The 23,738-nt window shown below is 50.6% G+C and carries 26 protein-coding genes; 6 read left to right on the top strand and 20 right to left on the bottom strand.

Annotated features, from left to right (window positions below; translation table 11 throughout):
• Positions 1–180 (top strand): hypothetical protein (locus ABEW73_RS33305; protein WP_430206428.1); only part of this gene is annotated, 180 nt, incomplete at its 5' end.
• On the opposite strand, the gene smc is transcribed toward ABEW73_RS33305, so the two are convergent.
• From smc to ABEW73_RS33250, 11 genes are all read right to left on the bottom strand, one after another.
• Positions 177–3,746 carry a chromosome segregation protein SMC gene (gene smc, locus ABEW73_RS33300; protein ID WP_430168479.1) on the bottom strand — a complete coding sequence of 1,190 codons (3,570 nt, stop codon included), beginning with the start codon at positions 3,744–3,746 and terminating at the stop codon, positions 177–179. The two genes, ABEW73_RS33305 and smc, sit on opposite strands and share 4 nt — an antisense overlap.
• A gap of 204 nt (positions 3,747–3,950) precedes the next feature.
• Positions 3,951–4,649, bottom strand: a complete 699-nt coding sequence (rnc, locus tag ABEW73_RS33295; protein ID WP_071220044.1) for a ribonuclease III — start codon at positions 4,647–4,649, stop codon at positions 3,951–3,953.
• 12 nt (positions 4,650–4,661) lie between these two features.
• Positions 4,662–5,900 carry a beta-ketoacyl-ACP synthase II gene (fabF, locus tag ABEW73_RS33290; RefSeq protein WP_076325026.1) on the bottom strand — a complete coding sequence of 413 codons (1,239 nt, stop codon included), beginning with the start codon at positions 5,898–5,900 and terminating at the stop codon, positions 4,662–4,664.
• A gap of 160 nt (positions 5,901–6,060) precedes the next feature.
• Positions 6,061–6,294 carry an acyl carrier protein gene (gene acpP / locus ABEW73_RS33285; RefSeq protein WP_006211375.1) on the bottom strand — a complete coding sequence of 78 codons (234 nt, stop codon included), beginning with the start codon at positions 6,292–6,294 and terminating at the stop codon, positions 6,061–6,063.
• 109 nt (positions 6,295–6,403) lie between these two features.
• Positions 6,404–7,153, bottom strand: a complete 750-nt coding sequence (gene fabG / locus ABEW73_RS33280; RefSeq protein ID WP_430168482.1) for a 3-oxoacyl-[acyl-carrier-protein] reductase — start codon at positions 7,151–7,153, stop codon at positions 6,404–6,406.
• A 46-nt stretch (positions 7,154–7,199) separates the two neighbouring features.
• On the bottom strand, positions 7,200–8,132 hold the full coding sequence (gene fabD / locus ABEW73_RS33275) for an ACP S-malonyltransferase (protein WP_430168485.1): 933 nt from the start codon (positions 8,130–8,132) through the stop codon (positions 7,200–7,202).
• A gap of 49 nt (positions 8,133–8,181) precedes the next feature.
• Positions 8,182–9,171, bottom strand: a complete 990-nt coding sequence (locus ABEW73_RS33270; protein ID WP_430168487.1) for a beta-ketoacyl-ACP synthase III — start codon at positions 9,169–9,171, stop codon at positions 8,182–8,184.
• Between the two features lie 8 nt (positions 9,172–9,179).
• Positions 9,180–10,166, bottom strand: a complete 987-nt coding sequence (plsX, locus tag ABEW73_RS33265; RefSeq protein ID WP_430168489.1) for a phosphate acyltransferase PlsX — start codon at positions 10,164–10,166, stop codon at positions 9,180–9,182.
• Positions 10,167–10,190: 24 nt separating this feature from the next.
• The gene (fapR, locus tag ABEW73_RS33260; protein ID WP_430168578.1) at positions 10,191–10,802 is read right to left on the bottom strand and encodes a transcription factor FapR; all 612 of its coding nucleotides are present in this window, start codon (positions 10,800–10,802) and stop codon (positions 10,191–10,193) included.
• 143 nt (positions 10,803–10,945) lie between these two features.
• Positions 10,946–11,119, bottom strand: coding sequence for a 50S ribosomal protein L32 (rpmF, locus tag ABEW73_RS33255; protein WP_006211382.1), 174 nt, complete (start codon positions 11,117–11,119; stop codon positions 10,946–10,948).
• Positions 11,120–11,172: 53 nt separating this feature from the next.
• Positions 11,173–11,682, bottom strand: a complete 510-nt coding sequence (locus tag ABEW73_RS33250; RefSeq protein WP_430168492.1) for a YceD family protein — start codon at positions 11,680–11,682, stop codon at positions 11,173–11,175.
• Between the two features lie 197 nt (positions 11,683–11,879).
• Between ABEW73_RS33250 and ABEW73_RS33245 the strand changes: the two genes are divergently transcribed.
• Entirely contained in the window at positions 11,880–13,115 is a 1,236-nt protein-coding gene (locus ABEW73_RS33245) for a nucleotidyltransferase (protein WP_430168495.1), read from the top strand.
• Here ABEW73_RS33245 and ABEW73_RS33240 read toward each other — a convergent pair.
• Positions 13,105–14,145, bottom strand: coding sequence for a SepM family pheromone-processing serine protease (locus ABEW73_RS33240; RefSeq protein ID WP_430168497.1), 1,041 nt, complete (start codon positions 14,143–14,145; stop codon positions 13,105–13,107). The two genes, ABEW73_RS33245 and ABEW73_RS33240, sit on opposite strands and share 11 nt — an antisense overlap.
• Positions 14,146–14,258: 113 nt before the next feature.
• Between ABEW73_RS33240 and ABEW73_RS33235 the strand changes: the two genes are divergently transcribed.
• Positions 14,259–15,491, top strand: coding sequence for a nucleoside recognition domain-containing protein (locus ABEW73_RS33235; protein ID WP_430168499.1), 1,233 nt, complete (start codon positions 14,259–14,261; stop codon positions 15,489–15,491).
• Here the strand turns inward: ABEW73_RS33235 and coaD are convergent.
• Together coaD and rsmD are read right to left on the bottom strand one after the other, a co-directional pair.
• A complete protein-coding gene (gene coaD / locus ABEW73_RS33230) occupies positions 15,469–15,984 on the bottom strand; it encodes a pantetheine-phosphate adenylyltransferase (protein WP_430168581.1) in 516 nt (171 codons plus the stop codon). The two genes, ABEW73_RS33235 and coaD, sit on opposite strands and share 23 nt — an antisense overlap.
• The gene (gene rsmD / locus ABEW73_RS33225; protein ID WP_430168502.1) at positions 15,974–16,579 is read right to left on the bottom strand and encodes a 16S rRNA (guanine(966)-N(2))-methyltransferase RsmD; all 606 of its coding nucleotides are present in this window, start codon (positions 16,577–16,579) and stop codon (positions 15,974–15,976) included. Before rsmD ends, coaD begins: the two co-directional genes overlap by 11 nt.
• Positions 16,580–17,031: 452 nt before the next feature.
• On the opposite strand from rsmD, the gene ABEW73_RS33220 reads away from it, so the two are divergent.
• Positions 17,032–17,238, top strand: a complete 207-nt coding sequence (locus ABEW73_RS33220) for a DUF5316 family protein (protein WP_430168505.1) — start codon at positions 17,032–17,034, stop codon at positions 17,236–17,238.
• A gap of 285 nt (positions 17,239–17,523) precedes the next feature.
• Positions 17,524–19,497, top strand: a complete 1,974-nt coding sequence (locus ABEW73_RS33215; protein ID WP_430168508.1) for a stalk domain-containing protein — start codon at positions 17,524–17,526, stop codon at positions 19,495–19,497.
• A gap of 275 nt (positions 19,498–19,772) precedes the next feature.
• On the opposite strand, the gene ABEW73_RS33210 is transcribed toward ABEW73_RS33215, so the two are convergent.
• Together ABEW73_RS33210 and ABEW73_RS33205 are read right to left on the bottom strand one after the other, a co-directional pair.
• The gene (locus ABEW73_RS33210) at positions 19,773–19,880 is read right to left on the bottom strand and encodes a YjcZ family sporulation protein (protein ID WP_430120129.1); all 108 of its coding nucleotides are present in this window, start codon (positions 19,878–19,880) and stop codon (positions 19,773–19,775) included.
• Positions 19,881–20,085: 205 nt separating this feature from the next.
• Positions 20,086–20,340 (bottom strand): helix-turn-helix domain-containing protein, encoded by a 255-nt coding sequence (locus ABEW73_RS33205; protein ID WP_430168511.1) that lies wholly within the window; start codon positions 20,338–20,340, stop codon positions 20,086–20,088.
• A gap of 178 nt (positions 20,341–20,518) precedes the next feature.
• Between ABEW73_RS33205 and ABEW73_RS33200 the strand changes: the two genes are divergently transcribed.
• Positions 20,519–21,190: a tetratricopeptide repeat protein gene (locus ABEW73_RS33200; RefSeq protein ID WP_430168514.1), complete on the top strand. Its 672-nt coding sequence runs from the start codon at positions 20,519–20,521 to the stop codon at positions 21,188–21,190.
• 83 nt (positions 21,191–21,273) lie between these two features.
• Here ABEW73_RS33200 and ABEW73_RS33195 read toward each other — a convergent pair whose 3' ends face one another.
• From ABEW73_RS33195 to rpiA, 4 genes are all read right to left on the bottom strand, one after another.
• Entirely contained in the window at positions 21,274–21,909 is a 636-nt protein-coding gene (locus ABEW73_RS33195) for a GDSL-type esterase/lipase family protein (RefSeq protein ID WP_430168516.1), read from the bottom strand.
• 128 nt (positions 21,910–22,037) lie between these two features.
• The gene (locus ABEW73_RS33190) at positions 22,038–22,469 is read right to left on the bottom strand and encodes a GNAT family N-acetyltransferase (protein WP_430168519.1); all 432 of its coding nucleotides are present in this window, start codon (positions 22,467–22,469) and stop codon (positions 22,038–22,040) included.
• Positions 22,470–22,499: 30 nt separating this feature from the next.
• Complete coding sequence (locus ABEW73_RS33185) at positions 22,500–22,949, bottom strand: MarR family winged helix-turn-helix transcriptional regulator (protein ID WP_076325043.1); 450 nt, start codon at positions 22,947–22,949, stop codon at positions 22,500–22,502.
• A gap of 49 nt (positions 22,950–22,998) precedes the next feature.
• Positions 22,999–23,715 (bottom strand): ribose-5-phosphate isomerase RpiA, encoded by a 717-nt coding sequence (gene rpiA, locus ABEW73_RS33180; protein ID WP_430168522.1) that lies wholly within the window; start codon positions 23,713–23,715, stop codon positions 22,999–23,001.
• Positions 23,716–23,738 lie beyond the last annotated feature (23 nt).

Genomic DNA, 23,738 nt, shown 5'->3' with positions numbered 1-23,738 from the left:
GCCGAGTTGCTTCCTGATTCACTTCGTGTTAGATATAGAATTTATGAGTTATCAGTGGAACTGATGAAATTCTATATCGCAAGAAAACCTACCTATGCATCGCGGTCGCTCATCCTTGAAGTGGCCTCGATAGAGGTTTTCTTATCAAAAACGGGCTTTTTGAACAACCTCTTAAATTAGGCAATCTCCGCTTCCTCATTCTCAAGCTTGACGGACACCAGCTTCGACACGCCGCCTTCTTCCATCGTGACGCCGTACAGCACATCCGCCTCTTCCATCGTTCCTTTGCGGTGGGTGACCACAATAAACTGCGTTTGTTCAGAGAACTCCCGCAAATACTGGGCAAAACGGACCACGTTCGCTTCATCCAGCGCCGCTTCGACCTCATCCAGTACGCAGAACGGAACCGGCTTCACCTGCAAAATGGCAAACAGCAGCGCCATCGCGGTTAATGCACGCTCTCCGCCGGAGAGCAGCTGCAGATTTTGCAGCTTCTTGCCAGGGGGCTGTGCAACGATATCGATCCCCGTCTCAAGCAATCGATCCGGATCGATCAGGACCAGGTCGGCTCGTCCACCTCCGAACAGCTTCGTAAATACCGTGCCGAACTCGCGCCGGATCGCATCGAACGTCAGCTTGAAGCGCTTGGACATTTCATCGTCCATTTCCTTAATGACCTGGTACAGCGTTGTTTTCGCTTCAACGAGATCCGCCTTTTGCTCACTCAAGAACAGATATCTCTCATTGACACGCTGATACTCTTCAATGGCCCCAAGATTCACATCTCCGAGGGAAGTTATCGACCTTTTCAAGTCACGTACTTCGTTCTGAGCGGCAGTGATGTCTTCCGGAATCGGATAACGCTGCTTGGCAAGCTCATAACTCAGCTCATAGTCCTCGCTTAATTTCTTCAATATATTCTCAAGCTCAACATCGAGCCGGTTTACCCCAATCTCGGTCTGGCGAAGCTGATCATCCACGGACCGCAGCTGCGTGCGCTGTTCCTTGGTTTCGCTCTCTTCCAGCTCCAGCTTCCGGCTTAGCGCGGTGCGTGCAGCCCGTTTGAATTCAAGCTGCTGGGTCGCCTCTTCCTTCTTCAGCTTGTACTGATTCAGATCCTCGATCTGCTTCACGCTTTCGCTTTCGTTCTGATTCAGGTCGGCTTGAACGGAGGCCAGCATCGTGCGGTTCTGCTTCTGCTCCTTCTCATGGTTGTCGACATCCGACTGAAGGCGCTTGAGCTGTTCCTCCAGCGAGAAGGTTTCCTGATCCAGCTTTCCTTCGCGAACCTTGAGGTTCGTCAGCTGACTCTGAAGCTCTTCCTTCGCCGACTCGTTTGCTTTACGGGCAAATTCTGCAGCTTGAATCGCCAGATGGGTTGATTTCTCTTCCTCCTCCAGCTCGGTCAACAGCTTCTGGGCGCGCTCACGGCTTGCCTGAATCTCTTTGGCTTCCTTCTCTTGACTGCTCTTCTCTTCGCCTGCCAGCTCAGCTTGTTCGAGGACATGGCGCAGCTCATGCTCAAGCTGCTTGCGGTCCCCTGCAGCTTGCTGTTCCTCGATCCGCTTGTCGTCTCCAGCTTTACGAAGCTCGTCCAGCTTATCCTGAGATTCGATCATTTGATTCCGGACACTTTCAATGCCCTGCTGCAGCTTCTCCAGCTGCTTCTCGGTCTCCATGATTTCCTGATCCAGCTGCTCCAGCTGACGCTTGCGTCCCAGCAAGCTATTCGTTTTCTTGTGCTGACTACCGCCTGTCATGGATCCGCCTGCATTGACCACGTCTCCCTCGAGCGTGACTACACGGAAGCGATAGGAGAATCTTGCAGCAATCTTGTTCGCTTGCTCCAAGGTCTCGGCGATCACGACATTGCCCAGAAGGCTGCCGACGATGTTGCTGTATCTGGAATCATACTTCACCAGCTCGGAGCCAAAGCCTACAAACCCGGCTTCCCCTTCAGCCAAGTGCCGATCCGAAGCGGATACATTCCGTGGACGAATGACGTCCAAAGGCAGAAAGGTTGCCCGTCCTAACTGGCGCTGCTTCAGGAAGGCAATCGCCTGCCTGGATACGGATTCGTTCTCCATGACGATATGCTGAACCGATGCGCCAAGGGCGGTCTCCATCGCAAGCTCCAGCTTTTCCGGTACACGAATTAGCTCAGCTACCGCGCCATGGACCCCGTGGAGCACGGATTTGCGGGAAGCCTTCAGTACTTCTTTAACACCCAGCATAAATCCGTCAAAATCGTCCTGAAGCTCTTTCATGGTATCGCGGCGGGAAATTTGCGCTTCCCGCTTCTGCTCCCATTTCCGAAGGGCTCCCTGCGTCTCTTCCTGCAATTTCTGCAGGGATTGATATCGCTCGCTCTCGCTGATATAACCGCTGCGGAGGTCGGCAATCTCTTTACCGAAGCGTTCAACGCTTCGATCGATGCTCTCTTTGCGGCGGAGCAAGTCCTCTTTCAGGGCTTCCCACTTACCTGACTCTTCTTGTGCTCGATTCATCCGCCGGTCCAGCGCCTCCTGCTGCTGGTCCGCATACCGGATTTCATTCCGCGCTTGAGCCATTTGGTTCATAAGCTCCAGCAAATTCCCCTTCAAGCTCTCTTCCTGCTGCTGGCTGATTCCGCCGGTTACGCCCACCAGCTTCGCTTCTTCCGCAGACAGCTGATCCCGCACTTGGGTTAATTCCTGCTGGAGCTCTTGCAGCTTGCTCCTCATGCTCGCAAGCTCGCTTACGCGCGCTCCCAAACGGTGATCGCCGGATTGCAAACTTTCTTCCAGCTGCTCGCGCGTACGTTCCAGGTTACGGCGGCGTTCCTTGAGCACTTCGCCATAGCCTTCGCTCTTCTCAAACAGCTCGCTGAATTGAAGCAGCTGGCTCTGCAGGTCTTCAACTTCCTGCTCTAGCTGGCGCAGCGCCGATCTGTCACTCTCCAGCTTGGCATCGTGCGCAGATACAACGGTGGACAGGGCAAGCTGCTCTTCCTTCAGCTGCTCCAGCTTGGCATTGGCCTCGCTCCATGAGGTATGTATCTGTTCGATCTGATACACATACAAAGAAATTTCCTTGTGCTTCAGCTCTTCCCGAAGCTCCTTGTAGCGAATAGCCTTCTCGGACTGCTCTTTCAGCGGTCCGATCTGATCCTCTAGCTCTGTAACTAAGTCGTGGATACGAAGCAGGTTTTGCTCCGTTTCATCCAGCTTGCGCACAGACTCTTTTTTACGAGATTTATATTTAACGATCCCGGATGCTTCCTCAAAAATCCCCCGGCGATCTTCTGAACGTGTACTCAAAATCTCCTCAATACGGCCTTGTCCAATGATGGAATAGGCTTCTTTACCGATTCCGGTATCCATGAACAGCTCCGTAATATCCTTGAGTCGGCACGATTGCCTATTAATGAAATACTCGCTGTCCCCGCTGCGGTGCACCCGTCTGGTTACGGTTACCTCATTAAAATCCAGCGGCAACACATGGTCCTCGTTGTCCAGCGTAAGGGAGACTTCTCCATAATTAACCGCTTTGCGCGCATCACTCCCGGCAAAGATAATATCCTCCATCTTGCCGCCGCGAAGCGATTTGGCACTTTGCTCGCCGAGCACCCAGCGGATCCCATCGGAAATGTTGCTCTTACCGCTGCCATTCGGACCTACAACGGCTGTGATTCCCCGGACAAATTCCATCTCCGTCTTGTCGGCAAACGATTTAAATCCTGCTAACTCGATCCGTCTTAAAAACATATTCGACCTATCACCTCTCCTGCTATTGTACCACAAGTAGAATCGGCTTCACCGCCGTCTCTGGACGAGGTCCATCAACGTTATAAGCAGCTGTCCCTTTATAAAGACAGACAACGAAAAGAGCAAAAAACAGTCATCCTATCCGGGGCCGGTTATCCGCTTGACTGCTCTTTGCTCTTTGTTTGTCATCACATCAGCGAAGCTTTAGGCATCCGCACGTTTCAGCTGCTTTAAGGCTACTGCCGCTGCCTGCTGCTCGGCTTCTTTCTTGGATCTGCCGCTTCCGCGTCCAAGACATTCGCTTCCCATGTATACCTCCGAGACAAACTCCCGCTCATGTGCCGGTCCTCGCTCTTCTACGATACGATATTCCAGTGCGCCCATGCCGTGATGCTGGGTCAGTTCTTGAAGCTCGGTCTTATAATCGCTCATCTGCGGACGACCGTTGACGGTCACCGTGGGAAAGACATGGTCGCTTAAAAACCGGCGAACCGCTTCCAATCCCTGATCCAGATAAAGCGCCCCCACAAATGACTCAAATACGTCTGCCAGAAGAGCCGGGCGGGTTCGACCGCCCGTCATTTCCTCTCCTTTGCCTAGCAGAACGTAACGACCAAAATCCAGACCTACAGCGAATTGCACCAAGGAAGGCTCGCATACGATAGCGGCCCGCAGCTTGGTTAACTCACCTTCCGGACGGTCCGGAAATAGGTTGTATAAGAATTCGCTCACCGTCAGCTCCAGAACAGCATCCCCGAGAAATTCAAGACGCTCGTTGTCCTGGCTCTGACTGAAGCGATGTTCGTTTACATAAGATGCGTGGGTAAAGGCCTGCTTCAGCAGCATTGCATTGCGAAACTGGATTTGAAGTTTATGCTGTAACTGCTTCAGATCTCCACTCAACACACTGTCCCCTTACTCGGCGTATTTTTTCAGGATAATCGTAGCATTATGCCCGCCAAATCCAAACGAATTGGACATGACGATATCCAAATCGGCTTTACGCGGGTGATTCGGTACGTAGTCAAGATCGCATTCCGGATCTTGATCCTCCAGGTTAATCGTTGGTGCAATGATTTGGTTCTTCAAGCTCAGTCCGCAGATAACGGCCTCAACGCCGCCGGCAGCCCCAAGCAAATGACCTGTCATCGACTTGGTTGAACTAACGGCCACTTTATAGGCATGGTCACCAAGTGCCATCTTTACGGCCTTCGTTTCCGAGCGGTCACCCACCGGCGTTGAAGTTCCGTGAGCATTAATGTAATCCACTTCCTCCGGCGCAATGCCTGCGTCACGGATCGCCATCTTCATGCAGCGAGCTGCTCCATCTGGATCCGGCTCGGTAATATGATGGGCATCGGCACTAAGGCCATAGCCAACCACCTCGGCATAAATGTTGGCACCGCGTTTCAACGCATGCTCCAGGGATTCGATCACAAGTACGCCCGCGCCTTCACCCATTACAAAACCGTCGCGGCCGGTATCGAATGGCCGGCTGGCTTTCTCCGGCTCGTCATTGCGGGTTGACATTGCACGCATAGCGCAGAAACCAGCCATCCCTGTTGGACGAATGGTTGCCTCCGCCCCGCCGCAGATCATGACATCCGCATCACCACGCTGAATCAGACGATATGAATCGCCGATCGAATGCGTTCCGGTAGCACAAGCCGTAACCTGTGTGGTGTTTGGACCCTTGGCTCCCAGATTGATCGACATCTGGCCTGAGGCCATGTTGGCGATCATCATCGGAATAAAGAATGGGCTTACACGTTTCGGGCCCTTCTCGAGCAGGATATTATGCTGATCCTCCCAAGTTCCCAAACCGCCGATACCCGATCCGATCGATACGCCAACACGCTCTGCATCCGCATTCACGCCAATTTCAAGACCACTGTCCTCAAGCGCCTTCGAACCGGCTGCAACCGCAAGCTGTACAAATCGGTCCATCCTGCGGGCTTCTTTGCGATCCATGTAATCCTCCGGATTAAAATCCTTCATGGATGCTGCGATCTGCGTTGTGTAATCACTCACATCAAATGCTTCGATGCGGGATACGCCAGACTTGCCTTCCATCAAACTGTTCCAGAATGTATCCAGGTCTTGACCAATCGAAGTCATGACTCCCATTCCTGTTACAACGACTCTATGTTTCAAACAGACTCACCTCTATATGGACTGCCCGTCCATCATGAGGCCGCACACGCAGACTCATGATAACGAAGGCAGTAATAATCTATCACTTGTTCGTGCTAAAGCTTGGATTAAATGTGGAGAAGTCCCGTCTTGCTAAAGAACGGGACTTAACTGTAATGACTTAGGTATGAGATTGTATGTAATTTACAACTTCACCTACGGTCGTAATTTTCTCCGCATCTTCATCAGAGATCTCCATATCAAACTCATCTTCCAACTCCATCACCAATTCAACTACATCGAGAGAATCAGCTCCAAGGTCGTCTTTGAAAGATGCTTCTAATGTTACGTCGGCTTCGTCAACACCCAGGCGGTCGATAACGATGCGTTTCACGCGTTCCAATACATCGGACATCCGGCTCACCTCCTCTTGGTAATTATACGAGATATGACTTCAAATTGCCATAGAAGGCATTTGAAAACGATTTAATGCCCGGCGGCCAGCGCCGGAACAGTAGCGGCGTCTACATATACATGCCGCCATCCACATGCAGCACTTGTCCAGTCATATAGGATGCACTGGAAGATGCTAGAAAAGTTACCACGCCGGCAATCTCCTCCGGCTGACCCAGTCGGGCGAGCGGAATTCCGCCAAGCAGGCCTTCCCGCATGTCCTCAGGAAGTTCCCGGGTCATATCGGTATCGATAAAACCAGGAGCCACGGCGTTCACCGTAATTCCGCGGGAAGCCAATTCACGTGCGGCTGATTTAGTCAGACCGATGACTCCGGCTTTGGCCGCAACATAGTTGGCCTGCCCCGGGTTACCAAGCGCTCCGACAACGGAGGATATATTGATAATGCGTCCATAACGTTGTTTCATCATGGGACGCGTCACCGCCTTAAGACAATTGAATACCCCTTTAAGATTCGTTTCGATCACCTGATCGAACTCCTCTTCCTTCATCCGCATGATTAGATTATCTCTAGTAATCCCTGCATTATTCACCAGGATATCAATTCGACCAAAAGTCTCCAACACCTGCTTTACCATGGCATCGGCTTCTACGGTCCGTCCAACGTTGGATTTAACCGCGATGGCCGAGACGCCCTTTGCGCGAATCGCTTCCACAACCTCGGCTGCTGCCGCTTCGCTTCCTGCATAATTGACAGCAACGTTAGCGCCCAGATCAGCAAGTCCGAGAGCAATGCTCCGGCCAATGCCGCGGGAAGCACCCGTAACAAGCGCAGTCTGTCCTTTTAGAGCTTCACTCATACCTATTCCTCCTTTCCAGAGTGATCTGGTTTTTATCCATCGTTATTTATACGGCCGTCTCCAAACTGCTGACGCTGTCCAGACTATTTACATTAATGACTTTGACGGATTTGTCAATCTTCTTGATCAAACCGCTGAGTACACTGCCAGGACCAATCTCGACGAAGGTATCCACGCCTTGAGCGATCATCCATTCCACGCTGTCATGCCATAACACGGGGGAGTATACCTGTTCCACCAGCAAACCGCGGATGGCAGCGGCATCTTCCACCGAACGCGCCGTCACATTGGCAACTACCGGCACGGAAGGGGTATTAAATACAGCCTGCTCCAGTTTGCCAGCCAGCCGGTCAGCCGCCTCCTTCATCAAGGTCGAATGGAAAGGTCCGCTAACCTCCAGGGGGATGGCCCGCTTGCCGCCAGCTTCCTTCACTCTTTCTGCAGCAGCTGCGACGCCTTGAGCGGAACCCGAGATGACGATTTGCCCCGGACAGTTCATGTTCGCAAGTTCTACAACATGTCCCTCTGCCGTAATGCTCTTGCACAGTTCGGACAAAGCCTCACGGTCTGCGCCAAGCACGGCTGCCATTGCGCCTTGACCTCCGGGAACGGCTGCCTCCATGTATTCTCCGCGGGCTCTAACGATCGACACAGCTTCTTCGAACGAAAGCACGCCTGCACATACAAGTGCACTGTATTCGCCAAGGGAATGGCCCGCAACGTAATCCGGTTCGATCCCCTTGCCGCGAATGGCTTCCAGGTAAGCCATGCTGGTTGCGAGTAGAGCTGGCTGTGTGTTTACCGTTTGTTTCAAATCTTCATCAGGACCATCAAATATAATAGAGCTGAGCTGAAATCCAAGCTGATCATCCGCGGCTAGAAAAAGATCCCTTGCGGCAGGAACCGCATCATAGGCATCCTTACCCATTCCGACGGACTGCGCGCCTTGACCAGGAAATATAAATGCTGTTTTACCCAAAATCGTGAGCTCCCTTCTCTTATTTCACTAGGCCTAAAAGCTGTTCTGTTTACCAGATAAGTACGGAGGAACCCCATGTTAATCCGCCACCAAACCCAACCATCAACACCTTGTCTCCTTCTTTCAGGCGGCCGGACTCCTGTGCTTCGACAAGAGCTAGCGGCACGGAAGCGGCTGAGGTATTGGCGTATTTATCTACATTGATCATGACCTTCTCTTCCGGAAGCTCCAATCGCTCCATGGCAGATTTAATAATCCGGATGTTGGCTTGATGAGGAATGAATAAGTCGATATCCTTTTTGTCGATGCCTGCTTTGGATAATACAGCTTCCGTGGCAGATCCCATTACCCGTACCGCAAATTTGAACACTTCGCGACCGTTCATATAAATAAAGTGTTTATTCGTGTTAATTGTTTCAGCAGAAGCCGGCAATCTCGAACCGCCTGCCTCAATGTACAGATGCGCTCCACCTGCACCTTCTGCACCAAGATCAAAGGCTTGGAACCCGCGGCCTTCCGGCACTTCGCCGACAATCGCTGCTCCGGCACCGTCGCCGAACAGAACGCAGGTATTACGGTCGGTATAGTCCGTAATGCGGGACAAGCAGTCCACCCCGATCACCAAAGCATTGTTGTACATGCCCGTCTTCACGAAATTTGTAGCTGTAGCCAGACCGTATACAAATCCCGAGCAAGCAGCCGACAGGTCAAATGCCGCCGCTTTTTTGGCTCCAAGCCGATCCTGAAGCAAACATGCGGTCGATGGAAAGAACATATCCGGCGTAATGGTTGCCACAATAATCAAGTCCAGATCCTCGGCGTTCATTCCGGCTGATTTCAATGCGTTCACAGCAGCGTGGTAAGCCAAATCTGACGTCGCTTCATGCGGAGCGGCAATATGCCGTTCCCGGATTCCCGTCATGGAGACAATCCATTCATCGCTTGTATCTACCATTTCTTCTAAATCACGATTTGACAATATTTTCTCAGGTACGTATTTGCCTGTGCCAATAATACCGACTGGGCGCAAATTGTTCATTTCCTCACTCACTTCCCGCTGATTTCATTCGAAATACTCTCTACCAATCGGTTCTGCAGCGCCGTCCGCGCTTGGCGAACCCCGTTCTTGATGGCGTTCGCATCCGATGAACCATGGCTCTTAACGACCAGACCGCCCAGACCAAGCAGGGGCGCTCCGCCATGCTCTTTATAATCAAGCGTCGATTTCAGGCTGCGAAGCTCCGGCATCATCAAGGCGGCAGCCATCTTGGTCTTAAGGGACTTGCTGAACTGCTCCTTCAACAGCGAAAAGAGTGCACCAGCTGTTCCTTCAATCGATTTCAACAAAATATTGCCCGAGAACCCGTCACATACGAGCACATCACAAACCCCGTTCATGACATCGCGGGACTCCACGTTGCCAACAAAATGAATAGGCAGTTCCTCCAGCAACGGATAAGCATGCTTCGTCAATTCATTGCCCTTGCCCGGCTCGGTACCGACATTTAACAGCCCGACCCGCGGTTTGGTGATTCCATGCACCTTCTCGCGATACAGGCTGCCCATTAATGCGTACTGCTGCAGATGCTCAGGCTTCGAATCCATATTCGCTCCAAGATCCAAGGCAAGCATCCCTTTGCCATCGAGAGTAGGAATCATTGGCGCAAGCGCAGGCCGCTCAATCCCCTTCATCCTGCCCACGACAAGCAGCCCCGTCGTCATGAGGGCCCCCGTATTGCCTGCCGAGATCATGGCATCGGCTTCACCTTCGCGAATCATGCGTCCCGCCACAACCATCGAAGCATCCTTCTTCCGGCGGACAGCCTTTACCGGCTCATCCTCCGCTTCTATGACTTCACTTGCATGAACCATCTTCAGATTGGACGGTTTGTCCTTCAGCAGCACTCCAATCTTCGCTTCATCCCCCACGAGAATGATCTCAATATCGCTCCATTCCCGCGCGGCCATGAGCGCACCCTCGACGTTACTCTGGGGGGCGTTGTCGCCGCCCATAGCATCAATCGCAATTCTCATGCCAAACTTCCTCCTTTACTTATGTCATTCTCCTGCAGATCGGTAGATTACGAAATTCCCCTGAAACACCATTTCATCAGCGACATAAGTAAACACTTCCACCTTGGCCTTTCCCTTCTGGCCGGCAATGGACCTAACATAGGCTTTGGCAATGCATTTCTCGCCGAGACGCACCTGTCTCAAAAACCGTATATCCGCTGAAGACGTCAACGCGATTTCTTCATTGATTACGGCGATGGCAAGTGAATTGGCTTGGGCGAACACGTAATGGCCGCGGGCAATTCGCGTTTTGCTGAATACATGTTCCTCACGGATTTCAAATATCGATATTCCGCTCTTGTCCAACTGCAAGTCAACGACATCCCCGATCACCTCTTCGAGCGACAAGGAACGAACCTGGTCATAGGAATGCTCCGCCATCTGCTTCATACGCTCACGAAGCTCCGGGATGCCAAGTTCCATACGGTCAAGGCGTATCGTCTGAATGCTCACTTTAAGCTGGCGAGTCAACTCGCGGTCGGTAACAAAGGGATTCTCGTCGATCAGCTGAATCAGCCGCTGGTGACGCTCTTTCTTGGATAAACGATCGATGACGAAACAACTCCTTCTGCCGCTATGAAAGCCGCCATTCTTCAAACATACATATATGTAAATTAGTCGCAAATATTAGAACCTGGTACTAATGTTAAGTATAAATCATGTTACGTTAAAAAGAAAGGGGGGACTTCAGACAAAAAAAATAGCACCTCACCAAAGATGAAGTACTACTTATTTAAAAATTATTGTTTGATGATCTCTCTTGCCTTATACGTTCCGCATACTTTACATACGCGATGAGCAAGTTTCAATTCTCCACATTGCTCGCATTTCACCATGCCTGGCACAGCCAGCTTAAAATGAGTACGACGCTTGTCACGACGTGTTTTGGACGTTCTACGTTGAGGTACTGCCATGTTCCCACCTCCTTATCAATTCAACCCGCTGAACACGGGTGCCAAATCCATCATCATTTAAAGAAGTCCTTCAGTCCGGCTAGCCTAGGATCGATCACTTCCGTATCGCAGTTGCACGTGCCTTCATTCAGGTCCTTGCCGCAATTCGGGCAGAGTCCCTTGCAGTCGGCTTTGCACACCGGAGCTAGCGGCAGGTGGAGCAAAAATGCTTCTTCTACATAGGGAGTGAGATCCACACTCTCACCTTGCACGTATGTAGTGTCATCATTCTCATCCTGAATCGATTCAGGATCTTCCACCGGCTGGAATACTTCATGAAAAGGGATGTGCACATGTTCGCTGATCGGCTTCAGACAGCGGGAGCAATTCATCTCCAGCTCGCCTTGCAACCTTCCACGAACATCCACCGTACCAGATATCGATGAGGCTGCTGTCAAATCCACGTCTAATGGCTGAACAGCAATAATGTCCTTCCGATCCTTAACGGCATTGCTTACATCCACGGTTTGATGGAACTGTAACGGTTGATCGCTGGTTGTCAATTTACGAAATTGAATTAGCATATCCATCACTCCAAACAAACAAAGATTATTATACCGATTCCCAAAGACTTTTGTCAACAGGATAACCCTAAAGAACCATGATTGTTTCCCGATATTTCTCACGCTACAACGAGATTATCACCCATATTTGGCGATGAGCTTATTGTTGCAGGAACGTCCTGTAATTATGTTATATTATTATCAAGGAGTTGAAACTAATGAAGACGGTTGGCATTGTCGTTGAATATAATCCCTTACATAACGGTCATGTGCTGCATTATAGAAAATCCAAAGAAGTAACAGGGGCGGATGCCGTTGTTGCCGTGATGAGCGGTCCTTTTCTCCAACGCGGCGAACCTGCTATTGCAGGCAAACGCGCACGGGCCGAAATGGCCCTTGCCATGGGAGTAGATCTGTGCATCGAGCTGCCGGTAACCTATGCCGTGCAGCCTGCAGAATGGTTCGCATACGGTGCGATAGCCATTCTGGAAGCTACAGGGGTGGTGGACTGTCTTTCCTTCGGATCGGAGAGCGGTACGCTGGAGCAGATTCTACCGCTGTCCCGTTCGCTTGCCAGCGAATCCGGCGAGCTCCAATCCGAAATTGAAAGGCACCTCCGTGAAGGCATGAACTTCCCGTCCGCTTACGGTGCCGCCGCTGCAGCCCTATTCGGCGAGTCGGGACCTGCAGTTGCCCATTTGCAAGAGCTGCTCACGCAGCCGAACAATTCCTTGGGCCTGCACTATCTGATTGCCCTCCACCGCCTGGGCAGCCGCATTACACCCTACACCATTCCGAGAGAAAACGCACACTACCACGATCCCTTGCCGGGAGCGTCGTCCATTGCCAGTGCTACCGCCATCCGTAACCTCATCCTTTCACAGGGCTTGGAAGCAGCCAGACCTTACATCCCCGAATTCACGCACAGCATCATGGAGCGGGAAATGGAGAGTGGACTGGCCCCCGTCCACTGGGAACAGTTTCGTCAGCCGCTGTTTCAATCCCTGCTCACGCATACTCCCGCGCAGCTTGAAGGCTTCCTTGAAGTTACCGAAGGCTTGGAATATCGTGTTCAGCGCATGCTTGGGCAGTTGAAGCAGCCTACGGTTGGGGCTCTCCTCGAAGCGTTGAAGACCAAACGCTATACCCGCACCAAGCTTCAGCGTATGCTCCTGCACATCATGCTCAATCATGACAAGGCATCCATGAATCGCGAGGAACTGGCCAAAGGTCCGGGATATATCAGGGTCCTTGGCTTCAGCGACACCGGGCGTTCTTTGCTGAAACGAATGAAGCAGAGCGCCTCGCTGCCTGTCATCCAAAAGCCGACGACGCTGGAGCATCCTCAACTGGAGAGGGATCTGATGGCAGCCGCCGTATACGCCAACGGACACCCTAAGCCGGATATCCGCCATTATTACAGTGACTACCTGCTGCCGCCACTCACCCCTTAGGCGGCAGCTGCTCCAGATAATCTACTGCATCCTGCAGATCGTCAACCGGGACCAGCTTCATTTCCGTTTTGATTCGGTCCGCCCGCTTCTTGGCTTCATCGTAATTTTTTTTCGGCACAAAAAAGATATCCGCTTCCTTCCGGTCAGCCGCCACGATCTTGTGCTTCACGCCGCCAATGGGACCTACGGCGCCTGATTTGTCAATGGTACCCGTTCCCGCTACCCGGTAACCCCTGCTTAAATCACCATCGGTGAGCTGGTTATAAATTTCAAGGGTGAAAATCAGTCCGGCTGACGGCCCACCGATATTGGTATCCGCAAAATGAATGGTGTGATCGGGATTCGCCGGCTCCACGCTTTGCATTGTCGCAATCATGACGCCAAGACCCGGACGCTCCGCCCCAGTCTTTTCATCCTTAATGCTAACAAGCTGAACCTGTTCCTTAACGGTTTTCCCCTTGCGTTCAAGCTCCACGGACACCACTTCTCCGATAGTTTTCTCGCTTAACAGGCTGGCAATTTTCTCATTATCCTCTGCCGGCTGCCCATTAATCTTGATCAATTTATCCCCAGGCCGAAAATGCTCGGCATTAGCAGAATTCTCGGAGATCGACATCACGAATACATAAGCAGGCTCGATACTGTAGTCAATACCTGCTTCTTGATAAGCGGCTTCCATTGCAGCGGACTGGGAAGAATTCATGTAATACACTTGTGTGGCTGCATACTCGTCCTTACTCTGATCGCCCATTTTTTCGGCCTTTTTTACAACCTCCGAATTGGGATTAAACGCAGACATCATTAACAAAGCCATATTGGCATAGCTTGCCGACACGGTTGTCATCATAAATGTGCCCTCTTCCGCCGGATCGCCCTTCTCGACATTGATCATGGGGCGAACCTCCTCGGCGCTCCCCGGCTGGTATACAAGATAAGGGGTCGGCATATAAACGACAACGTACAGCATGACCCCAACCATTAATAAATACAGCGCAATTTTTAAGCCATTCGGTTTTACAGACTTCTTCATGTAGTTTCCTTCCCTCCGCCTTATATATCCAGCCTTCCACCAAGTTTGGTCTGACGGTTGTCTCCTTTGCATAAAGTTGTACTAGCCATGTTTACGCTGAAAGGAGATTCCTTATGAATAAAGACAACGCCGTCAAGTCATCAAACGGGCTGTGGAACACCATTCTGCTTGGAGCTGCCGCTTTCCTGCTTGTACTGGCTGTCGTCAGCGCGCCCGAACCTGCCTTCCAAGCCACTCTGCAAGCACTTAAGCTATGGTGGAATATCGTATTTCCCGCTTTGCTGCCGTTTCTCGTTCTGGTGGAAATACTCATCGCCTATGGCTGGGCCCATGGGGTTGGCGTACTGCTGGACCCTTTGATGAAAAAACTATTCAAACTTCCCGGTGCTGGCGGCTGGGTTCTTATAACAGGAATGACGGCCGGGTTCCCGGCAGGAGCGCAGGCCGCCTCCGGAATGTATAGACAAGGCGAGCTTCGTGCCGATGAGACCGGAAGGCTCGCCGCTTTATCCCACTTCTGCAATCCTATGACCATTCTCGTTGTCATCGGAACTGGTCTGCTGCATCAACCGGAAGCTGGTTATCTGCTGCTGATCATTCATTGGATTTCCGGACTGCTGGCTGCTTGGATATTCGGCCTCTTCCATAAACCGGCTTCTTCAGAAGGAACACGGCAGTTTACAGCATCTTTAAATAAAGTCCGACCAAGCAAGTTTGCCCAACGTCCCCTCTTAAAAAGGGCAGCGACTGCTGCTCTGGAGGCCCATCAGCGGGATGGACGGAGCTTTGGCAAGTTACTGGGCGATTCCGTTACACGTTCGGTCCAAACCTTAATGATGACAGGCGGTTTTATCTTGTTCTTCGCCGTCCTGACCAGAGTATTGACCGGTCACCTGCTGCCGCAGCTTCCGCCCTATCTTGTATCTGGACTATTGGAGGCCCATCTGGCAGCCCAATCCATCAGCTCATCGGCATTCCAATCCGGCATTTTGCAGCTGGCTGTGCTGTCCGCCGCACTGGCATGGAGCGGAATCAGCGCTCAGCTGCAGAGCCTGTCGCTGATGCAGGAGACCGGTCTCTCTTGGCGTTACTTTATGGTGAAGCGAGCCTTGCATTCGGTGCTCGCCTTTGCGATTACACTGGCTATGTGGAAGCCGGTTAGCGCCCTTTCAGCAGGCATCGTACCAGCCTTCCGAACGGAACCGCTGGATCACGCCAACGTGGATCAGCACTTCAATTTTTGGAGCGGATTGCCTTCATTCTTGCAGGTTCAAGGCGTAATCTGTTTATTATTGATAGCGGCGTTTGGGCTGTGTTCCCGTCTTATTGACCGTTACCGCCGCTAAATTTACGGCGCATCGCGGCATGGACCTCGGGGCTGACCAGATCCGTTGTATCTCCATTAAAATGCGCGATTTCCTTAACCAGACTTGAGCTCAGGAACGAATATTTCGGGTGTGTCATCATAAAGATCGTCTCCGCATCCGGATTCAGCTTATGATTGGTGGATGCCAGTTGAAGTTCATATTCAAAGTCGGTCACCGAGCGGATCCCCCTTACGATGACCTGGGCATTCTTCTGGCGGACATAATTCGCCAGAAGGTCACGGAAGCCGTCGATTTCCACATTCGGAAGATGCGCAGTTTCCTGTCTCAAGAGGTCCTTGCGCTCTTCAATCGTGAATAGCGGGTTCTTGCTTAAATTATTCAACACGGCCACAATCAGCAGATCAAACTGCTTGGAAGCGCGTGTGATGATATCCATATGTCCCATGGTTACCGGATCAAAACTTCCCGGGTATACGGCAACACGGTATGTACTAGTATTCTCATTTCTCATCATGTAATTCCTCCTCATCAAGCTCTGACGCTTGATCTTGCGCTGTGTTGTAACGGTAGATCGATATGGCGGCTTCTCCGTACTTCGCAGTCCGGAAACAACAAAAACCACCAAATTTCTCAGGGTAATTGTAACTTGATTCGTATTCCAATACCACCACAGCTGAATCTTGCAGCAAACCTCGTTCTGCCATATCCAGCATCAGCTCATCGCCATTCTTAAACTTGTATGGCGGGTCCAAAAAGACCAGATCGAAGCTGTAGCCGCGCTTTTCTAGCGCTTTAAGCGCTCGTGCCGCATCATTGCGGTACACCTCAGCGCTTTCTTCAAGCCTGGCCGCCTTCAAATTATCCTTGATCGTACTGATGCTCTTCGGCTCCACATCAATAAAAACAGCACGTTCCATCCCCCGGCTTAATGCCTCAATGCCAAGGCCTCCCGTGCCTGCGAACAGGTCAAGCAGGGCGCCCCCCTCAAAGTAAGGACCGATCATACTGAATATGGATTCTTTCACTTTATCCGTCGTCGGACGGGTGCTTGTACCAGGCACACTTTTGAGCGGCCGGCCCTTCGCACTTCCGGATACTACTCTCACTGCTTCATTCACCCGTTTCATTATCTATAAATTCATTGCCAAGACAACGTCATTGACAGTGATTATCGTAACACAATCATCCCATATATGAAAAACGAAACATACGTCTCTCCATTTTTTTTCAAAGTCAGGTATATTTCTACCGCAGCCGGGCATCCTTGAAATATCGACATCAATGAATGTCGTAGACAACCGCGGAGAAGACTTACGTTTCCCCATAAGCTCTTCGTCCGGTTTCTCCTCTCCCATGAGGGAATCTCTTCGGAGGTTCCCGAACTAAATCCCTGTAACGGCAACGTTTATTACAGGGATTTAGTTCTTTTTTTATGCCTTTTTTTCACATCAATATTCACCTTCTAGTCTGGCGATTCACCTAACCTTATGTGAAAAGCATAACCAATCCCTCTCAGCCAACGTTCTAACGATAAAGGGCATGATGGGAGGAACACGTGATGAACCTGTTTTTATATGCAGGATTGGGTTGCCTGCTGGTTGCAGGGCTTCTATCCGGAGCGTTCACTACGGGATACCAACAAAGAAGCAACTTCTATACTGAATCCAAGGACGACCGCGCATCCAGAGAGAGAGTAGCCAACTGGTTCTTATTAGCCGGTTTCGTATTTCTTGCGGCCGCCGGTGTTATGTATTTGTTCCGCTAAGTGGACACTGTGAACATTTTCTCTATACTGATATTACTTAATCAGGGTTCTGTCACCGATGATCTCCTTGGCAATCCCCTTAACTTAACACCGTTAGCTCGATGCAGTTCTTCGAACAATCGCGAGTTTAACCGGCAAGACGTCCCCGGATATCGGAGGGCGTTTTTTGTCCCCTTTTTTAGCCATGGCACCACGCGACAATGGCAGGAATAACGCCGATTTTGTCGAATCAATATAGCTGTTTGAAAAATATTCCTAATTGTATAGTGAAGAGAGGTCATGTAAGTGAGAAGAACGTTGTATGTTCTCGTATTGTTTACCATGCTCGCGGGACTTGGTTTTGGAGGCACGACGCACGGGATCGCTTCTGCCGAAGAGTCCAGGCTCCAGATCAGCGACATTGCGGGAAGGAACACCTACCTGATGAGCGATGGCTCCATGTGGTCCCTGATTGACGGACGACATGCCATTCGGACGCCGGGTAAAGTTGCAGCCATCAGCGGTTATGAATACGAAGGCATCGGTATGACGCAGGATGGGCGATTAGTGGAATGGGATATCGGCAAGGGACCCGAAGTCGTTCCGGGAACAAGCGGCGTGAAGCAGATAGCGGGTTACTACTGGCTGAAGTCAGATGGTACCGTATGGGGCGGCTCGAAAAAAGCAAAAAACCTCAGCGGCATTTTGCTGATCGCCAATGCCGATCAAGAATTTGCCGCCTTATCCTCAAACGGGGAGCTGCTATTAGAGGATAACTACAAAAAGGGACAATTCAAGAAACTCGGCATCGTGGAAAACCCGGCAGGGGTCAAATCCATGACGGTTCACAGCGGGCGTGTAGCCCTATTGCGTGACAACGGTGACGTGGTTGTATACGAAACGTCCAACTTTGACGATAACGGGCGCATCATACCGGTTACCGTCGCTCAGAATGCAGCTCATATCGTTTATGCATCCAATGAGCCGACGGATCTTCTGATTGTGACGCTCCAAGACGGAACCGTATGGACAACGGGAGTGTATAAAGACCGCTGGAAGCTCAAGGAGCAGGTCTCCGGACTGAGCGGGATCGCAAGAACCTCCATTTACGGAAATGCCAAGGATCTGTCGGAGGGGTTCTATGCGCAGCGCTCTGACGGAAGCTGGATCCATCACAAGGACGGACAGAACAAATCGGTAGATGTGCCTGTCGTTAAGGCCATATCGGTTTCGGTATCCGATGCCAACCCTTATGTAGGGGATACCCTGGAAGTCAGTATCCAGGAGACTTACACGAACGGGGCCAAAATCAAAGTACCGGTTAAAGATGCCCAGATCGATATAGAGAAGCCTTATTTGATGAACATGCAGAAGAATGGAACACTGAAGTCTGCGGGCGTTGGCAAGACACAGATTACGGTAACTTCGGGTGGTCTGTCCAAATCGATAACGGTATCGTCCAGCCTGCGCAACAATTTGAAATACGCAAAACAGATCAACGGGAATATCATGGTGCCGGCGAAATCCGTCATTCAGGCACTGGGCGGCACCTACTCGGCCAAAAACGCAGCCGTGGAGGCCAAGTTCGGAGAGACCGTGCTCTCGCTTACGGCAGGCAGCAACCAGGCCAAGCTGGATGATAGTCCGCTGCACCTAAAAGCAGCACCGATGACCGACAAAGGCGAGCTGTTGATTCCGGCCGCCGTATTATCCGATGTTCTGGGTGCGAAAATCAGCTGGGATACCAAGTGGAAACAAGCGAATATCTCCTTCGGAAGCGATGCAGAGATGACCATTGTCTCCAACGAAACGGCTGGCTTGATCAAAAAAGCAATGCAGGGCAATTTGGTTAAATTTATCGGCCGAACGTATTGGGTGAATGATTTCGAAGACTTGGAACGCTTCTCGAAATTATCGGTTACCGACATTTTGCCGGACGACAAAGGCGAATTCAACGTGATCTTCAAAACGGCATCAGGAAAAACAGTGAAAAGCTATCCTATGCGGTCTTCGGAAGTGATACAGCTGTTTGCAGACCGTTCTTCTTTATTAAATTACGACCCTTATCAAAAATACAAATGGTCCGCATCGGTCTGGAAACAGATTAAGGCAGGCCAGGTTTCCCTCGGCATGACAAAAGAACAGGTGCAGCTCTCATGGGGGAACCCGGCAGCCAAGGACATTACCACTGGCGGCGGCAAAACCATTGAAACCTGGGGGTACTCGAATTTCGATATCGTATCTTTCGTAAACGGTAAAGTGATATTGATTATAATGTAACATGAGTACAGACCGGGGCAAGACCTCTGACCGGATAATATTCGTTCCCCCAAGAACAGACCACTCTTCTCGAGCGGTCTGTTTTTATTAGGGATGTTCTGATAGGCGGTTAAAACGATGATCCATGACAAGTCATTAAAGCCGATTCTTGCTTCACAAAAACAGGACCGCCCTAAGAAGAGGCCCTGCCTCTTTTGGACGGTCTGTAGTTGTGACTGCTCATGGTGCTCGGTATCACTTATTGATTCAATTGGTTTGTTCGCTCAAAAGATGGATTAGATAAATGCGCGAGTAATGATAACCAACAAGATGAAAAGTACCAAAATAGCACCTACAGAAGAGCCATATCCATAGCCACCATAACCTTCTGCTACTCCGCTCACATGAATCCCTCCTTTTTTGAACATACCACATGTTATGTTGGTTCCGCTCAAATGAACTGGGCTGCCGCCTGTTCGGGCTAAGAATAATGAATCAGCCCATGCCTTCGAATCTGCCAGATTTGGATTGAACATTTCCTTTGATTCCGATATGAAAGAGGCATGGTTTAACCGTCGTTCCACCACGCCTCATGCGATCACTAATTGTCTATACCTGCGAAAGTTGTTCTTTTTCTTCCCGATCGGTGTCAGGATCTGAACCTATAATTTTTCTGCGGCGATCAACCAAACCTTCTTCGCCCAACTCACGGTATTTGCGCATCCATACTTTCAGCCGTCCGATATCTGATATTTGTAAGGCGGATGCCACTTCTTTCTTAGTCATACCTTCCAGCCGCATGGCGACTGCTTTTTTCTTCGTTTCGAAACTGTAATGATGGAATGTCTGTCCCTTTTTCGCCATGATTATCACCTCTTTACTACCTTTATCGGCTATCATCGACCTTCTTTCAATACCTAGGGCCTATTCCGACATGCGCATGCCTTCAAGGTCTATAGAACCGATGCTATTTCCGCCTAAATAAATCCATGTTATGGTATAATTTGTGTTACAACTTTACATGGAAATTGAGGGATCGATTTTGTTAAAACTCATCATTTTTGGATTTCTATTCTACATCTTCGGCAATCCGATTACGGCGATCCTGGTGCTGCTTCTCATCGTGTATGTGCTGGACCGCCGTTTTGTCGGGGTATTTCCCAGTTTGACAAAACCAATCAAGCGTGCACGGAATATTTCCAAGCTGCGCAGACAGATTGCAGTTAGCCCCAGCGACGTTTCATCAAGACACGAGCTTGCCAGATTGCTTTTGGAGCGCCGTAAGTATGGGGAAGCCCTGAAGCTGCTGGAATCCATAACATCCAGTCTAGAGGACTCCGCCGAATTCTGGGACGATATCGGAACCGCACGCCTGCATACCGGCAGCATCCCGCAAGGGGAAGCGAATATTATCCGGGCCCTGGAGATCAACCCAAGGGTCAAATATGGCCGGCCTTTTCTTCGGCTTGCTGATGCATTTCGGGATTCGGATCGGGAGAAGGCGCTCCATTATTTGGAACAGTTCCATTCCATTCACTCTTCCTCCAGCGAAGCCTATTATTTACTGGGTTATATGTATCAATCGCTCGGAAGGACCGAGGATGCCAAGAAGTCCTATCAGGAATCGCTGGATGTGTATCGCTCACTGCCAAAATATAAAAAACGGCAAGAACGCAAATGGGCGGTGCGAAGTTTTTTTAGGAAATTATTATAAATCATAAGTGATTATATAAACCAAAGGGCGTCCACACGGTCAAGAGACCACGGGACACCCTTTTTTCTTGATCATTGGTTTTTCTATGCAAGTGGCTTGTACCCAAGTCGATTTAATTGTTCCGCGATCACCCGGTACCCTCGGCCATTGGGGTGTAAACCGTCCACCGACATCAGTTCTTTCTCTCGGCCAGAAAATTGTGTGTAAATATCAGCTACGCGAAAATAGCCGTCGCTTAACCCCATCAAATGCCGATTGAACCGAATCACGTATTCCGTTGCCTCCGTCCAGCCCGGGTATGGATTATACAGACCGATAGCGCGAATAAAATAAGGTTTGCTGACCGGTGACTTTATTTTACGGATATGTTTGACGATATTTGCCACATGATTCTGACATCGATACAAGGCAGCGTCCAGCACCTCCCGATTCGGTCGGCCTCCCGTGGACTTTACCGCACGTATCAAGTCATTGCCTCCGATCGAAATCGTAATGATCTGAGCCTGCTGCAGATGATAGCGAAACGTAGGAAGCTGAACGACCCGATCGTATAACTCATCCGAGGTTAATCCATTGACCCCGAGATTCTCATGGGCCACGAACTGGCGAAGTTTCTCCTCCGCCATCCGACGGTATAACGGAACAAAACCGCTGCCAGGCATCGCCCCAAACCCAAAGGTCAAGGAATCGCCGACAGCGGTATAATGGTACACCAACATGTTCACCCCCTGCCCCGCTCGTTACGATATTATATGAGGGATGCCTCCATTGCGAAACGGGGTTATTGTCTTGAATGGCAATTTTAATTCCACTCCAAGACGGTAAACATGCTTTTAATATGAATCGCTTATTCTTCGGATTCCTCCACCTCGTAAATGCAGCGGAATCTTTCAACGCCCGGATACTTCTCTCCCAGACTGTATACCTCAAAGCCGATACTGCGATAGAAGTTTACGGCTTCTTCGTCCGTTTCCGCAATCACTCGGGCCGGTTTAGGCTGAACGTCAAGGAGCAGCTCCAAAATCAATCCGCGTCCATATCCCTTTCCCCGATTCTCCGGAAGAACGGCAAGATGCCGAATGGTAAGCTCGTCCTGATCGATATCAAAACCGATGACTCCTAAGAGAAGTCCATCCTCTTCATATCCAAACAACCGGCTGCGGCCCGTTTGATATGAAGCTGCCGCCTGATCCACCGCTTCCGGATCCGGAAATACCGAGTAACTGAGCAGTTCCTTTACTTCGGGTTGTATCGCTTGCATCGTAATATCTTTAAGCATACGTATCTCCAATCTAAAACTTGTATAGGTCTACAACATCTTCTCTGCACTGATTCCCAGCTTGCGCAGCAGCATCGCTGCCTGCGCTCTCTCGTCCTCCGACAAACCGCTAAGCACCTTAACCATTAATTCCTGATGCTGAGGAAAAATGGCTTCAAAGAATTCTTGTCCCTCTGCGGTAAGCTCGGCATAAATAACCCGGCGGTCCTCAGCAGAAGCCCGGCGAACCAGCAGGTTTTTCTTTTGAAGCTTATCCACCACATATGTAATGTTACCGCTGGAGATGAGCACCTTCTCCCCAATTTTCTGCAGCGGCTGCGGTCCTTTGTGATAAAGTACATCCAATACACCGAATTCGGTGGAGTTCAATCCGTGACTATTGATGCTGCGATTCGAATGTGTCATGACTGCGTTATAAGCTCTGGCAAGGACAACCAGCAAATGTAACGGGGTATCCTCGTGTTCTTGAATATCCGACATATTTCACCCTCCGAGAGATATCATGTTATTAAGGTTAATGAACGCCGGATCAACTGTCAAATGTATTCTTTGCTTCTATGCTCCCGGAATGCAGTATCCGCACCGTTCCATCCTGGCAGCCTATGATCGCTTGGTCGGCCATACCGATAAACAGCCCATGTTCAACCACGCCCGGAATGACGCCTAGCCGAGAGCTCAATTCCTCAGGACGGGCAATATGCTGAAACCGGCAATCAGCAATATAATTCCCGTTATCCGTAACATAAAACCCTTCATCTTGCTTACGACGGATTTGCACCGAACAGCCAAGCTGGGCCAGTGACCGAACTGTCCACTCATAAGCAAAAGGGACAATCTCAACCGGCAGCGGGAAAGCGCCGAGTTGAGCTACTGCTTTCGCTTCATCCGCCACAATGACGAGCCGTTCGCTGTGAAAAGCAGTGATCTTCTCGCGGAGAAGCGCTCCGCCCCCTCCCTTGATTAACCGCAGCTGGTCGTCGAGCTCATCAGCCCCGTCAATCGTCAGATCCAAACGATCGATCTGATGTATGGGCGTCAGGGGTATTCCTTGTTCCATAGCCAGCTTCTGCGAAGCTTCAGAGGTAGCCACGGCCTGGATCGAGAGTCCGGATCGGACCATCTCGCCGATTTTGAGAATGGCGTAATAAGCGGTTGAGCCTGTGCCCAGCCCAATCTTCATTCCATCCTGCACATACTTGGCGGCATGCTCCGCCGCCATTTTCTTCATATTATATTCACTCGTCATTTGAACCCCTCTTTCGTCTTAAG

Source organism: Paenibacillus lautus (assembly GCF_050482385.1).
GTDB classification, from domain to species: domain Bacteria; phylum Bacillota; class Bacilli; order Paenibacillales; family Paenibacillaceae; genus Paenibacillus_AQ; species Paenibacillus_AQ lautus_B.
Note: the sequence above shows the minus strand (reverse complement) of the source record. Positions and strands in the feature narration are given on the sequence as shown.